Source organism: Kiritimatiellales bacterium (assembly GCA_041656295.1).
Classification (GTDB): domain Bacteria; phylum Verrucomicrobiota; class Kiritimatiellia; order Kiritimatiellales; family Tichowtungiaceae; genus Tichowtungia.
The window spans coordinates 176,801-190,275 of the sequence record JBBADV010000001.1; the positions used below are offsets into that span (position 1 = coordinate 176,801).

Annotated in this window: 14 protein-coding genes; 13 read left to right on the forward strand and 1 reads right to left on the reverse strand. The window is 53.1% G+C overall.

The window, feature by feature from the left end; translation table 11 throughout:
- The first annotated feature begins 60 nt into the window (after positions 1-60).
- From WC959_00730 to nadB, 3 genes are all read left to right on the forward strand, one after another.
- Positions 61-1,344, forward strand: a complete 1,284-nt coding sequence (locus tag WC959_00730) for a homoserine dehydrogenase (protein MFA5687668.1) — start codon at positions 61-63, stop codon at positions 1,342-1,344.
- 168 nt (positions 1,345-1,512) lie between these two features.
- Positions 1,513-2,865 carry an aspartate kinase gene (locus tag WC959_00735; protein MFA5687669.1) on the forward strand — a complete coding sequence of 451 codons (1,353 nt, stop codon included), beginning with the start codon at positions 1,513-1,515 and terminating at the stop codon, positions 2,863-2,865.
- A gap of 42 nt (positions 2,866-2,907) precedes the next feature.
- Entirely contained in the window at positions 2,908-4,524 is a 1,617-nt protein-coding gene (nadB, locus tag WC959_00740) for an L-aspartate oxidase (GenBank protein MFA5687670.1), read from the forward strand.
- Between the two features lie 115 nt (positions 4,525-4,639).
- Here the strand turns inward: nadB and rpoN are convergent, their stop codons facing one another.
- A complete protein-coding gene (gene rpoN, locus WC959_00745) occupies positions 4,640-6,001 on the reverse strand; it encodes an RNA polymerase factor sigma-54 (protein MFA5687671.1) in 1,362 nt (453 codons plus the stop codon).
- A 91-nt stretch (positions 6,002-6,092) separates the two neighbouring features.
- Between rpoN and WC959_00750 the strand changes: the two genes are divergently transcribed.
- From WC959_00750 to waaF, 10 genes are all read left to right on the forward strand, one after another.
- Positions 6,093-6,878 (forward strand): MBL fold metallo-hydrolase, encoded by a 786-nt coding sequence (locus WC959_00750; GenBank protein ID MFA5687672.1) that lies wholly within the window; start codon positions 6,093-6,095, stop codon positions 6,876-6,878.
- A gap of 10 nt (positions 6,879-6,888) precedes the next feature.
- The gene (lpxK, locus tag WC959_00755) at positions 6,889-8,037 is read left to right on the forward strand and encodes a tetraacyldisaccharide 4'-kinase (protein MFA5687673.1); all 1,149 of its coding nucleotides are present in this window, start codon (positions 6,889-6,891) and stop codon (positions 8,035-8,037) included.
- Positions 8,038-8,213: 176 nt separating this feature from the next.
- Positions 8,214-8,729: a D-glycero-beta-D-manno-heptose 1,7-bisphosphate 7-phosphatase gene (gene gmhB, locus WC959_00760; GenBank protein MFA5687674.1), complete on the forward strand. Its 516-nt coding sequence runs from the start codon at positions 8,214-8,216 to the stop codon at positions 8,727-8,729.
- Positions 8,726-9,220: a D-glycero-beta-D-manno-heptose 1-phosphate adenylyltransferase gene (rfaE2, locus tag WC959_00765; GenBank protein MFA5687675.1), complete on the forward strand. Its 495-nt coding sequence runs from the start codon at positions 8,726-8,728 to the stop codon at positions 9,218-9,220. The genes gmhB and rfaE2 overlap by 4 nt, the downstream gene beginning before the upstream one ends.
- A complete protein-coding gene (locus WC959_00770; GenBank protein MFA5687676.1) occupies positions 9,217-9,513 on the forward strand; it encodes a nucleotidyltransferase domain-containing protein in 297 nt (98 codons plus the stop codon). The genes rfaE2 and WC959_00770 overlap by 4 nt, the downstream gene beginning before the upstream one ends.
- Positions 9,506-9,880 carry a HepT-like ribonuclease domain-containing protein gene (locus WC959_00775; GenBank protein MFA5687677.1) on the forward strand — a complete coding sequence of 125 codons (375 nt, stop codon included), beginning with the start codon at positions 9,506-9,508 and terminating at the stop codon, positions 9,878-9,880. Before WC959_00770 ends, WC959_00775 begins: the two co-directional genes overlap by 8 nt.
- Before the next feature lie 15 nt (positions 9,881-9,895).
- Positions 9,896-10,861 carry an ADP-glyceromanno-heptose 6-epimerase gene (gene rfaD, locus WC959_00780; protein MFA5687678.1) on the forward strand — a complete coding sequence of 322 codons (966 nt, stop codon included), beginning with the start codon at positions 9,896-9,898 and terminating at the stop codon, positions 10,859-10,861.
- On the forward strand, positions 10,858-11,826 hold the full coding sequence (locus WC959_00785; GenBank protein MFA5687679.1) for a PfkB family carbohydrate kinase: 969 nt from the start codon (positions 10,858-10,860) through the stop codon (positions 11,824-11,826). Before rfaD ends, WC959_00785 begins: the two co-directional genes overlap by 4 nt.
- Complete coding sequence (locus WC959_00790; protein MFA5687680.1) at positions 11,823-12,404, forward strand: SIS domain-containing protein; 582 nt, start codon at positions 11,823-11,825, stop codon at positions 12,402-12,404. Before WC959_00785 ends, WC959_00790 begins: the two co-directional genes overlap by 4 nt.
- Positions 12,405-12,480: 76 nt before the next feature.
- The gene (gene waaF, locus WC959_00795) at positions 12,481-13,452 is read left to right on the forward strand and encodes a lipopolysaccharide heptosyltransferase II (GenBank protein MFA5687681.1); all 972 of its coding nucleotides are present in this window, start codon (positions 12,481-12,483) and stop codon (positions 13,450-13,452) included.
- The last annotated feature ends 23 nt before the right edge of the window (positions 13,453-13,475 follow it).

Below are 13,475 nucleotides of genomic sequence, written 5' to 3' on the forward strand. Positions count from 1 at the left end.
CGCCTTGAGGTTCAGTAGTGTTGGAGTAAAGTACATCGCTTTTTTGGAACAGAGTTAAAAATGAAAACAGTAAAGATTGGTATTCTCGGATTCGGCACAGTCGGCGCGGGTGTGGCGGAGGGTATTCTGAAAAACGGCGAACTGATGGCGCAGCGCACCGGCGTTCTGCCCGAAATCGGTAAAATCGCCGATCTTGATATCACGACCGATCGCGGTATTAAAATTGATCCGGCGCTGCTGACGACGGATGCGATGAGTGTGATTGATGATCCGGAAATTAGTATTATTGTCGAGCTGATCGGCGGCATTCAGCCGGCGAAACAATTTGTACTGCGTGCGCTGAATAACGGCAAAGCGGTTGTTACTGCAAATAAGGCGCTGCTGGCGGAGGCGGGGCGCGAACTGTTTGAAGCGTCGGTGAAAAACAATGCCCGGCTCTATTTTGAAGCGAGCGTCGGCGGCGGAATCCCGGTATTGCGCGCACTGCGCGACGGTCTGGCGGGCAATCAGATTAAAAGCATGTACGGGATTCTGAACGGAACATGTAATTATATTCTTACGCGCATGGAGCGTGAAGCGCTCGATTTTGAAACGGTGCTCGCGGATGCGCAGAAGCTCGGTTATGCCGAAACGCCGCCGGATCTTGATATTGACGGGATTGATACCGCGCATAAAGCGGTTGTGCTGGCATCGCTCGCGTACGGGGCGCCGGTGCCGATGGATGCATTTACAATCGCGGGCATTCGCGGGCTTTCACACCGTGAAATTGAATACGCCGATGAGCTCGGTTACCGCATTAAACTGCTCGCCGTAATCCGTGAAACAGAGGGCGAAGTTGAAATGCGCGTTGAACCGTCGCTCGTTTCAAAGCAGCATCTGCTGGCATCGGTGCACGATTCATTCAACGCCGTTTTTATTGAAGGCGATGTGGTCGGCAGTACGCTTTATTACGGGCGCGGCGCCGGACGTCTGCCGACGGCGAGTGCGGTGATCGGCGATATTATGGATGCGGCGCTCAACCGCGGCGGCTACTGTAAGTGGCTGCTGTCCCGCAAATCACTGCCGGTTCGCAGCGCCGCAGATGTTTCGATTCGCTGCTATCTGCGCATGTCGCTGAAAGATCAGCCGGATGTGATTTCCAAAGTTGCGCATGTGCTCGGTAAAAATGGAATCAGTATTGCGTCGATTATTCAGAAAGAACAAAACGCCGGTGAACAGGTTCCGGTGGTATTTCTGACACACAAAGCCAAAGGGAAAGAGTTTATTGCGGCGATGTCGGAAATTGAAACGCTTGACGTTGTCGCCGGCAAACCCGTCCGGATGGCGATTGAGGATTTTGAATAAATAATTTTTAACCACGAATGGACACGAATATTTGATTGCCCACGAATGACTCGAACAAACACGAATCCAATTTATTTTTATTCGTGATGATTCGTGAGATTCGCGGGAGATTTTTATCTATTTATATCCGCGTAATCCGCGGTTTTATAAAATGTAAAAAAGGACAGTATGAAAGTTGTAAAATTCGGCGGTTCTTCAGTTGCGGATGCAACCCAGATTTCGAAAGTAATTCAGATTGTAACGGCAGATCAGTACCGGCGGATCGTCGTGGTTTCCGCGCCGGGTAAACGCAGCAAAAATGACACTAAAGTCACCGACCTTTTGATTGCTTTGGCTGACGCCGTACTGGCTGGAAATGATTTTGAAGTGCTGCTCAAGACAGTCGTCGACCGCTACGCTGAAATTCAGCGCGACCTGAAGCTGCCGGCGGGCGTTGTTGCGACGATCGAAAATGACCTGCGCGCGCGCATCGCCGGTCGCAGCCGCAATGATGCACAGTTTATGGACGCGATGAAAGCTGCCGGCGAAGATTGTAACGCGCGCGTGATCGCCGAAGCTTTTACTGCCTCTGGTTTCCCGGCACGCTATGTCAATCCCGGCGATGCCGGAATGCTGTTGAGCAGTGATTTCGGCAATGCACAGGTTCTGGATGAATCCTATCCAAGACTTGCGGCGCTGAAAGATGTGCCGGAATTGATCATTTTCCCCGGATTTTTTGGCGTAACACAAGACGGCGAAGTTGCCACGTTCCCGCGCGGCGGTTCTGACATTACCGGCGCAATTTTAGCAGCGGCAGTAAACGCGGATGTTTATGAAAATTTTACCGATGTGGATTCAGTATGCGCAATGGACCCGCGTATCATTGAAAATCCGCCGCCGATCAGTTGTATGACCTATCGCGAAATGCGTGAACTTTCGTACGCCGGGTTCGGCGTGTTTCACGACGAGGCAATTATTCCGGCGGTGCGTGCCAGTATCCCGGTCTGCATCAAGAACACGAATAATCCGGCGGCGCCGGGCACAATGGTTGTGCCGGAACGCACGCCGGACAAACGCACCGTGGTCGGCATTTCAAGTGCGCCGGGATTCTGCACAATTTATATTGATAAATATATGATGAACCGTGAAGTCGGTTTTGGCCGCCGGCTGCTGCAGATTCTCGAAGATGAAAAAATTTCCTATGAGCATACGCCGACGGGTATTGATAACATCTCTGTTGTGATTGCCTCGGCAAACCTGCCGCCGGCAAAAGAAAAAACGATTGTCGCGCGCATCAAAGATGAACTGAAACCCGATGCAGTGCTGGTCGAGCACGGACTCGCACTGATCATGGTTGTCGGCGAGGGCATGTATTATACAACCGGCATGGCGGCGAAGGCGGCGCAGGCCATGGCGGACGCCGGTGTGAATCTGGAAATGATGAATCAGGGCGCTTCCGAAATCAGCATGATGTTTGCCGTTAAAGACGAAAACCGTGAAAAAGCACTCCGCGCACTCGGCGGCGTTTTCTTTGGAATTTAGATTTTTTCGACTATGCCGCGGCACGTTGATTGATACAAAATTATGCAAACCATTGATACGGATTTTCTGATCATCGGCAGCGGGCTCGCCGGACTGACGGCGGCGCTGCGGCTGGCTGATACCGGCCGTGTCCTGCTCGTTGCTAAACGCGACGCGATGGAATGCAGTTCACGTTACGCCCAGGGCGGTATCGCCTGCGTCATGGATCCCGCCGATTCCACTGCCGATCATATTCACGACACACTCAGCACCGGCGCCGGACTCAGTGAGCCGGAGGCCGTGCGCGCGATCATCGAAGGAGGCCGTGCGCGCATCGCCGAACTTGAAGCTTACGGCATTCATTTCGAACATCGTGAAACAAAACCGGATGAATACGATTTGGGGCAGGAGGGCGGACATTCGCACCGCCGGATTCTGCATGCCGGCGATGTCACCGGTAAAGCGCTGATCGAAAAACTGCTGGCGCGTGCCAGAAAACATCCGAATATTACACTGATTGAATACTGGCTTGCGATCGATATTATTTCTACCGGCTGGATCGGCCTTGCCGGTGAACCGCGCTGCGTCGGCGCCTATTTTCTGGACAAAAAACACGGCGGCATTTTAACCGTGCGCGCGCCGGTTACTGTGCTGGCCACCGGCGGCACCGGAAAAGTGTATCTCTACACCAGCAACCCCGACGCCGCCACCGGCGACGGCGTGGCGATGGCATGGCGCGCAGGTCTGCCGATCCGCGACATGGAGATGATCCAGTTTCACCCGACCTGTCTTTATCATCCCGGCGCCAAATCATTTTTGATCTCCGAGGCTGTCCGCGGCGAGGGCGCTAAACTGATCGACCGGCGCGGACATGAATTTGTCTATGACTTTGACCGCCGCGGCGCGCTCGCCCCGCGCGATGTGACTGCGCGCGCTATCGATGCCGTCATGAAAAAATACGGTGATCCGTTTGTCTATCTCGATATTTCACACCGCGATGCCGGTTTTCTTAGACAGCGTTTTCCGACCATCTATGACGCCTGTTTAAAATACGGTTTTGATATGGCGCGCGCGCCGATTCCGGTGGTTCCGGCGGCGCACTATTCATGCGGCGGAATTGTCGCCGGCATAAACGGGCGCACTGCGATGCCGGGGCTTTATGCTGTCGGCGAATGCGCCAGTACCGGGTTGCACGGCGCCAACCGGCTCGCCAGTAATTCACTGCTCGAAGCGCTCGTTTGCGGGCACGAATGCGCCGGGGATGCCGCACGGCACTGTGCCGAACTTTCTGTCGATGGCATTGTAATTCCACCCTGGGAATCCGGCGACGCCGTGATGAGCGACGAGGCTGTTGTGGTTGAACATGACTGGAATGACGTTCGTTCCGTCATGTGGGATTACGTCGGCATTGTCCGGTCCGACCGCCGGCTTGAACGCGCGCGCCGGCGCATCCAGGTCATTCGTGAAGATATCCGCAATTACTATCGCAAACATATTATCACTGCGGATTTAATCGAGTTGCGCAACCTCGCCGGCGCTGCGGAACTCATCATCCGTTCTGCACAGCGCCGGAAAGAGAGTCGCGGACTGCATTATAATGTCGACTGGCCGTCCGCAAATTCCACCGCGCAGCACACCATCATTCACGACCGTCCCGGCGGTCCGCTGGATATGGATTGATAAGTTCAGTGTTTATTGTTCCGGGTTCGGAGTTTTTTCTGCTGCGAGATCCTATTCGTCCTGTCTGAAAAATTCTCATTCTTATGTGATTGTAACGTAGATGAGGCATCCTGCCTCATCTACGTTTGTTGTGTGTGACTGAAATCTGCCGGCGGAGGCGGGCGGGCAGAATGTTGAGCTGGTCGCGGTATTTAGCGACGGTGCGGCGGGCAATGTAGATGCCCTGCCTGGCGAGTTCGTCGGTAATGCGCTGGTCGGAGAGCGGCCGGCGCCTGCTTTCGGAACGCACAATGGAGGCGAGTGCGTCTTTAATGGCGGTATTTGAAAGGAGCGAGCCGTCGGCGAGCGGAATTCCGGCGGGAAAAAAATATTTAAATTCAAACGTTCCCTGCGGTGTGGCGATATATTTTCCGGCGCAGGCGCGGCCGACGGTGGTTTCGTGTACGCCGAGTTTTCCGGCGATATGTTTCATCGTGAGCGGCTTGAGTGCGGATACGCCCTCCTCAAGAAAATCTTTTTGTTCATTCACAATTTCTACAGCAATGCGATAGATCGTTTCCTGCCGCTGGTCGATGCTACGGATGAAGAAGCGGCTTTGCGCGATTTTGTTGCGGATGTATTTTCTGGTCTCCGGCGGCACGGTTTTATCCTGCAGCAGGTCGAGATATTTCTGACTGACAAATAAACGCGGATAGGGCGTGCGGTTCCGGGTGACGCTCCAGACGCCGGCTTTTTTTTCGACGGTGATTTCGGGAATGATGAATTCGGTCCGGTCACCGGAAAAATTGCGGCCGGGCTTCGGGTCGAGCGCAGCGATTGTTCCGGCAAGCTGTTGAATTTTTTCCGCCGGCAGACCCATTTCGTGCGCGATCTGTTTGTATTGATGTGCGCCGATCCGGTCGAGATGATTTTGTACAATTTCAAACTCCGGCGCAGTTTCTTTGCCGGCGGCACGCAGTTGAATGAGCAGGCATTCTTTCAGGTCGCGCGCGCCGACGCCGGCGGGATCAAATCCTTGAATAACGCTGAGTATTTTTTCGAAACGTTCCTGAGGAAATTCCGGTGCGGTTTGAATCAGTGAGCCGGTGTCGAGCTGCAGATAGCCGTCGTCGTTGATGCTGCCGATGAGGATTTCAGCGACGGCGCGGTCGGGTGCATCGAGTCCGGCGAGCGAAAGCTGTTCGAGCAGATGATCCTGCAGTGTTTTTCCGGCGGTGAGGGAATCGAGCATGAACTGATGTTTTTCTCCGTCGATGGTTATGCCGGAATGATCGTCGCGCTCAAAAAGTCCGGCGACGGGAATTTCAATGTCCGGTGCGTCAATCTCAAGCGCCGGGTTGCTGTCCAGCTCGGCGCGCACCATCTCCTGCAGGTCAAAGATCGGAGCCTGCAACACCTTGAGCGACAGCAGCATTTGCGGCGCAAGCGACTGCTCCATCCGCTGCTCCTGAATTAAACCTGCCGCCTGATTCGCCATTTAGATTTACAAACCCATTGTTCTGTCTAACAATATCTTCTTTATATTAATAGCACCGGCAATGCCGGAAATGAATGTTTAAAATTTTGAAATGAGAGTAAAACTTTGTGTTCTGGCAAGCGGCAGTTCGGGCAACTGCACATTTATCAGCGCCGGCGGAACCCGCATTCTAATGGATGCGGGGCTTTCGGCACAGCAGACCAAGCAGCGTCTGGCGGAAATCGGCGAGCGGCCGGAGGACATTGATGCAATCTGCATCAGTCATGAGCATACGGATCACGTCGCAGGAATTCGCGTGCTGCAAAACAAATACGGCATTCCGGTGTACGCGAATGCCGAAACGCGCACCGGAATAATTCACAGTGATCAAAAGTGCGCAGCGCTTCAATTTCATGTTTTTTCTACCGGCGCGCCGTTTAAGATCGGCGATGTTCAGATCGAACCTTTTTCGGTGCCGCACGATGCGCGTGATCCGGTTGGATTTGTGGTCAGCGCCGGTGAAAGATCGATCGGCGTGGCAACGGACATGGGCGTGGTCACCAACCTGATTCGCGAAAAACTGCGGCGCTGTCATGTTGCAGTAATCGAAGCGAATCATGACGAAGAGCTGCTTTATGATTCGCCGCGGCCATGGGGACTGAAACAGCGCATTCGCGGCAATCAGGGGCATCTTTCAAATATTGCGGCGGCGACGCTCGTCGCAGAAATTGCCGGCGATGCATTGCAGCATCTTTTTCTTGCGCACATGAGTGTGGATTGTAACTGTCCGCATCGCGCGCGCAGCCTGTTTGAGTCGCTGCTGGCAGAAGCGGGACATACGCATGTGACGGTGCGGCTGACCTGTGCCGATCGCGTCAGTGAACAGTTGATTTTATAAAGGACAAAATATGACAGACCGCTCAGATGAACGGCTGGAAAAAAAACTGCTGAAGGTGATCTCGAAAGAGACGCGCGGCAAACGTGCGGCAACTCTGCGCGGATTTCTCAAAGTGCTCTCGTGGATTTTCGGCATGGCAGTAATGCTGCGGCTGGTGCTGTATAAAAACCGTATTATTCGTGCGAGTACACTCGGCTGTCAGGTGATCAGCGTCGGCAATGTCACGGTCGGCGGCACCGGCAAAACGCCGATCGTGGAGACCTTCGCGCGCTCGCTGCAGCAGAAAGGGCGTAAAGTTGCCATTCTCAGCCGCGGGTATAAAAGCCGGAAGACACCGCTGTGGGAAAAGATTCTAAAAAAAGACGAACGCCTGCCGCGCGTGGTGTCCGACGGCAAACGCCTGCTGCTCAACTCCGACCTGGCCGGTGATGAGCCGTATATGCTCGCATCGAACCTGCCGGATGTGGTGGTGCTGGTGGACCGCGACCGCGTAAAGTCAGGCAAATATGCGATAAAAAAATTCGGCTGCGACACGCTGGTGCTCGATGACGGGTTTCAATATCTGCTGCTGCAGAACCGGCTGGATATCGTGCTCGTCGACTACACCAATCCGTTCGGCTACAAACGCATTCTGCCGCGCGGCCTGCTGCGCGAGCCGATGCGCAATCTGAAGCGCGCCGGCTTTATTTTCATCACTAAATGCCCGCCGGAAGGCGCTCCGGAACTGAAGGCAAAACTGCGTGAACTCAATTCCACCGCTGAGATTTCTGAATGCCGGCACATGCCGAAATATTTTGAAAATTTATACACGCGTGCCAGATCGGAATTAAACTTCATTACGGGAAAAAAGATTGCGGCGATATCCGGCATTGCCGTACCAGAAGGGTTTGAAAACGGCTTGCGTGAGCTTGGCGCCGAAATTGTATACAGCGCGCGATATGCCGATCATCACCGCTATACACAGCAGGAAATTATTGAGGTGATCAATCGCGCGCTGGAAGCCGGCGCTGAACTGATTGTCACAACGGAAAAAGACTCCGTCCGGTTTCCTCTGATCGACCGCCGTGATCTGCCGGTTATTTATCTGCGTGTCGAAATCGAAATGCTTTCCGGTGCCGAAGCATTTAACGACTGGATCGACCGGATTTGTTTCAAATAAATTTAACGGAGATTGTGAACCGCGAATGAACGCGAATTTTCGCGGATGAAAGGAAAGTAGACGCGACGTCCCTGTCGCGTACGCGTATGCATGGCGAAATAAACATAAAGTGGAGCTTCCGTAAAAAACAGTTATTCGAAATTTTCGAACAACTCTGAACTCCGAACTGAAAAACCGTGAACTCTAGGCATAAAGCATTTTTCTTCGATCGCGACGGCGTGATTAATTACGACGACGGATATACGTCCCGGATTGAAGATTTCATCTTTGTTGATGGAATTTTTGATGTGATGCGTACACTCGCCGCAAAAGGCTATCTGCTGATTATTATAACGAACCAGTCCGGCATCGGGCGCAATTATTATACCGAAGAGGATTTTAAAAAACTCAACGCCTGGATGCTGCGCCGGTTTGAAGCAGAGCAGGTGAAAATTTCCGGTGTTTATTACTGTCCGCACAGCCCGGAAGCCAATTGTGACTGCCGGAAACCGGCGCCAGGCATGTTGTTACAGGCGATTCACGAACACTCAGTTGCGCCGGAATGTTCATGGATGATCGGCGACAAGGAGAGCGACATGCGCGCCGCCGGGGCTGCGGGCATTCCGAATCGTGTATTGATCGGCGCGGCGGAATCTGTGCATAATACGCACAAAATTTTAAATATCAAAGAACTGCTGAACCTGCCGGTATGAGAGATTATAAAGCCAAAATTCTGTCGCGCGACGAAATGGCTGCCGAACGCGCACGGTTGAAAGCCGCCGGGAAAACGGTGGTGTTCACCAACGGCTGTTTTGATATTCTGCACTGCGGTCACGTCTCCTATTTAAACTTCGCGCGTGCGCAGGGTGATGTGCTGATTCTCGGCATGAATTCTGATGCGTCGGTAAAGCGGAATAAAGGGGACGGCCGGCCGGTGAACTGCGGGCAGGATCGCGCTGAAGTTCTCGCCGCGCTGGAGTGCATTGATTATGTGGTTCCCTTCGATGAAGACGAGCCGGCGGCGCTGATTGAGGCGCTGCTGCCGGATGTTCTCGTGAAAGGTGAAGACTGGGCGCACTACGTCAGCGGACGCGCCGCTGTGGAGGCTGCCGGCGGAAAGGTTGTTCTCGCCAAAATGGTCGCCGGACGTTCTACTACCGGAACGATTGAGCGGATTTTGAAAATTTACGGAGGTCGGCAATGAAACTGTCACGCGCTGAAGCCATGACTGTTTTAAAACAGTTCTTTCAGGAAAAAGGCGAAGAATACGGACTTATCGCAATCGGAATTTTCGGTTCTGTTGCACGCGACGAAGCGAAAGATTCCAGCGACGTTGATGTTGTTGTGCAGATGAAACAACCCAATTTATTCACAATGGCGGGAATAAAATTGGATTTGGAAGAACGGTTCCGCCGGCACGTGGACATTATTCAGTACCGCGAACGAATGAATCCGTTTTTAAAGAAACGGATCGAGGAAGATGTTCATTATGTCTGAAACGCCAGTAGAAATTCTCAGTCAGATTCTTGCGGCGGCGGAACGGATTCTTCTACGTTTTGAGCCGGTGGAGTCATCTGATGATTTTCTGGAATCAGAAGCCGGCTTAGAAAAGCTGGATGGGATTTGCATGCAATTAATTGCCATCGGAGAAAGTTTAAAAAATCTTGATAAAATTGCGGGGCCTGAACTTTTGAAATGTTATCCGCAGGTTCATTGGAAAGAAGCTAAAGCGATGCGCGATGTAATAAGCCATCATTATTTTGATCTGAATGGCGAAGCTGTTTTTGATGTTTGCCGGGCTGATCTTCCGGCAATGATTCCGGTGTTGAAACAGATGATTGAAGATTTGAAAGCAAACAACTAATAACGAATAACAGTCATGATTAAATTTATTGTTACCGGTGGAGCGGGATTTATCGGCAGTCAGCTGGTGCGCGAACTGAATGCGCTCGGGGAAAATGAACTGCTGATCGTCGATGAGCTGGGCGAAAGCGAAAAGTGGAAAAATCTGGTCGGGCTGGTGTATGAGGATTACATCGACAAGGATGATCTCTTTGATTACCTCGACGGTGTTAAATTAAAAAATGTACAGGCGGTGTATCACCTTGGTGCGTGCAGCGCGACAACGGAAACGGACGCCGGCTATCTGGCGTACAATAATTATCATTATACACGCGCGCTGTGTGAAACCTGTCTGGATGAAAAGATCCGCTTTATTTATGCGTCAAGCGCTGCGACGTACGGCGACGGTACTCTTGGCTATTCGGATGCCGATTCGGCAACGCCGCAATTCCGCCCGCTGAATATGTACGGCTATTCAAAGCAGATGTTTGATTTGTGGGCGCTGCGCAGCGGCGCGCTGAAATCCATCGCCGGCTTAAAATACTTTAATGTCTATGGTCCCGGTGAAGCGCACAAAGACGATATGCGGTCGGTGGTGCACAAATCGTATGAACAGATTTTAGCGACCGGCAGGGTGCAGCTCTTTAAATCGCACCGGCCGGACTGCAAAGACGGCGAGCAGGTGCGCGATTTTATTTATGTGAAAGACGCGGTGGATATGACGCTGTGGCTTGGTGCTCACGCCGGCGTCAGCGGGCTCTTCAACTGCGGCACCGGTGTGCCGCGCACGTGGATTGATCTGGTGACGGCGGTGTTTCATGCGATGAACATTCCGGTGAATATTGAGTTCATTGATATGCCGGCGCATCTGCAGGATAAATATCAATACTACACCTGTGCCGATATGAATAAAATCCGCGCCGCCGGCTATCCGGCGCAGTTCCATTCCGTTGAGGATGGCGTGCGCGATTACGTTCAGAACTGTTTAATGCAGCAGGTATGAAAAATACCATCCAGCAGATTCTTGAGCGCACGCGCGGCTGCCGGATTCTGGTTGCCGGCGATATCATGATAGACGTGTACGATTTCTGTTACACCGAGCACAGCCGTCCGTCGCCGGAATCGCCGGAAAAATTTGTATATACGGCAAACCGTTCCGAACGGATGCTCGGCGGCGCCGGCAATGTGGCGGCAAATATTTCGTCACTCGGCGCGCAGGCGTGGCTGCTTTCTATTTGCGGCGACGACGGCAACGCTCTCGAGGCGCGCCGGTTGTGTGAAACTGCCGGTGTGCGGCACAGCCTGTCCACTGACTTCTCGCGACCGACGACGATTAAAACGCGCCTGTACATCGACGATCATTATTTGCTCCGGCGCGACAATGAACTGGTGCACAGCGTCAGCACCGGCGTGGCTGCGGAAATCTGCAGCGAATTTGCGCGTGCGCTGGAGCACGTTGATGCCGTCATTTTCAGCGACTACCACAAAGGATTTTTTACGCCGGAGAACGCGCAGAATATGATTGTGCAGTGCCGCCAAAAAAATATTCCGGTAATTGTCGATTTAAAACCGGCGAACCGCGGAATTTTTTGCGGCGCCACTGTGATTGCGCCGAACCTTAAAGAGGCTAAAGAAATTTTTCCGGCATTTAATCCGGCGCAGGCGTATGATTCCATGTCCGGAATTTATGCCGTGCTCGGTGCAAACGAAATTGCAGTTACGCTCGGCGCCGACGGAATTATGACGTTCGACGGCAAAACCGTTACACACATTGCCGGGAAAAAAGTTGCAGCGGTGGACCCCTGCGGTTGCGGCGACACGGTGCGCGCATGTTTGACACTTGGACTGGTCAGCGGACTTGCACTGCCGGCAGCGGCGGAGTTTGCCAACTATGCCGCGTCGCTCGTTATTCAAAAACTCGGGACGGCCACGCTGGCGCCGGATGAACTGCTGGAGAACATATCATGAAAAAACTGCTGGAAAAACGCTTCGGTGAAGCGGACGCCGTGCTGAAAGCAGCACTTGTGCAGTGCAGTGATTCAATTATTCGCGCGGCGGATTTAATTGTGAAAGCATATAAAAATGATCACGGCGTTTTTTTATTTGGCAATGGCGGATCGGCGGCGGATGCGCAGCATGTTGCCGGTGAATTGAACGGACGGTTTTTAATGGAACGCAGACCGTTAAAAGCGCAGGCGCTGGTCGGTGATGCTGCAACGGTTACGAGTATCGCAAACGATTACGGGTACGAACAAATATTTGCAAAACAGCTGCGGGCAAACGCCGGCGCCGGCGATGTCGCGTTCGGATTCACCACCTCCGGCAATTCAAAAAATGTAATCAAAGCATTTAAAACCGCGCGCGAGATCGATGTAAAAACAATTGCAATGACCGGCGCCGGCGGCGGCGCGATTGCGGAACTGGCGGACGTGCTGATTGCTGTTCCGTCAGACCATACGCCGCACATACAGGAAGCCGGCATGGTGATTTATCATTGTCTGTGTGAGCAGATTGAAATCGCGCTGTTTGGAGAAGGAAGGGGATAGTCTTAACGGCGAAAATCGCAAAGTCGGAAGTCGGAAAATTTCAGACTTTCGACCTTCAGACCTTTGACTGGAATTTATGAATGATTCAATTGTCATAGTCAGCACAAACTGGATCGGCGATGTGATCATGAGCCTGCCGGCAGTGCAGATTTTCCGTGCCGAAACCCCGGATGTAAGCATTACGGTGCTGGCAAAACCGTGCGTAAAAGCTGTATGGGAAATGTGTCCGGCCGTCGATTTTGTTGAAACGATGGAAAATCCGTTTGTCACTGCACGCCGGTTGAAAGCCGCGCATTTTTCGGCGGCGTATATTTTTCCGAACTCATTCCGGTCGGCGTTCATTCCGTTTCTGGCGCGCATTCCGGCGCGCATTGGACTGCGGGGAAAATGGCGGCGGCTGATGCTCACCGGAACGATTGCGCTTCCAAACGGACATCAGCAGTTTGAGCCTATGAACATTCTCGGCGTGCAGGGCGATCCGCCGCCGCCGGAACTTGCTGTGCCGGAACGCGATATTCAAGCGGTGAAAGAAAAAATCAAAACCGCCGGAAATGAATGCCTGTCTCAGATTATTACAATTCTGCCCGGTGCGGCGCGCGGCCCGGCAAAACGCTGGCCGGCAGAAAATTTTGCGGCGGTGGCCAAACGTCTGCAGGCAGAACTCAATGCACAACTTATTCTCGCCGGCGGACCGGGCGACCGTCCGGTGTGCGAGGAAATTGCCTCAAGTGCCGGCGGTGGAATTTTGAATTTTGCCGGGGAAACGACGATTGCGGAATGGGCGGCGCTGCTGAAAATCAGCCGGTGCGCGGTGTCGAACGACAGCGGCGGAATGCATTTGGCAGCGGCGGTTGGAACGCCGGTGGTGGCAGTTTTTGGAATTACCGATCCGGCAAAAACCGGTCCGCTCGGAACGGCAGCCATACTGCAGAAGAGCGAATTAAAAACGCGCGACATTGCGCGCAACTCGGAGGCGGCGGGTCGTGCGCTTGCAGCGATAACACCGGCAGAAGTTTTCAATGCAGTGCGCGAACAGCTGACCGGTTAAATACTTGGTGCCGCCGGCGCTTC

Bases quoted from the DNA above. Each gene is read 5' to 3' on its own strand.
- WC959_00730 (MFA5687668.1), top strand. From the start codon at position 61: ATGAAAACAGTAAAGATTGGTATTCTCGGATTCGGCACAGTCGGCGCG.
- WC959_00735 (MFA5687669.1), top strand. From the start codon at position 1,513: ATGAAAGTTGTAAAATTCGGCGGTTCTTCAGTTGCGGATGCAACCCAG.
- nadB (MFA5687670.1), top strand. From the start codon at position 2,908: ATGCAAACCATTGATACGGATTTTCTGATCATCGGCAGCGGGCTCGCC.
- rpoN (MFA5687671.1), bottom strand. From the start codon at position 6,001: ATGGCGAATCAGGCGGCAGGTTTAATTCAGGAGCAGCGGATGGAGCAG.
- WC959_00750 (MFA5687672.1), top strand. From the start codon at position 6,093: ATGAGAGTAAAACTTTGTGTTCTGGCAAGCGGCAGTTCGGGCAACTGC.
- lpxK (MFA5687673.1), top strand. From the start codon at position 6,889: ATGACAGACCGCTCAGATGAACGGCTGGAAAAAAAACTGCTGAAGGTG.
- rfaE2 (MFA5687675.1), top strand. From the start codon at position 8,726: ATGAGAGATTATAAAGCCAAAATTCTGTCGCGCGACGAAATGGCTGCC.
- WC959_00770 (MFA5687676.1), top strand. From the start codon at position 9,217: ATGAAACTGTCACGCGCTGAAGCCATGACTGTTTTAAAACAGTTCTTT.
- WC959_00775 (MFA5687677.1), top strand. From the start codon at position 9,506: ATGTCTGAAACGCCAGTAGAAATTCTCAGTCAGATTCTTGCGGCGGCG.
- rfaD (MFA5687678.1), top strand. From the start codon at position 9,896: ATGATTAAATTTATTGTTACCGGTGGAGCGGGATTTATCGGCAGTCAG.
- WC959_00785 (MFA5687679.1), top strand. From the start codon at position 10,858: ATGAAAAATACCATCCAGCAGATTCTTGAGCGCACGCGCGGCTGCCGG.
- WC959_00790 (MFA5687680.1), top strand. From the start codon at position 11,823: ATGAAAAAACTGCTGGAAAAACGCTTCGGTGAAGCGGACGCCGTGCTG.
- waaF (MFA5687681.1), top strand. From the start codon at position 12,481: ATGAATGATTCAATTGTCATAGTCAGCACAAACTGGATCGGCGATGTG.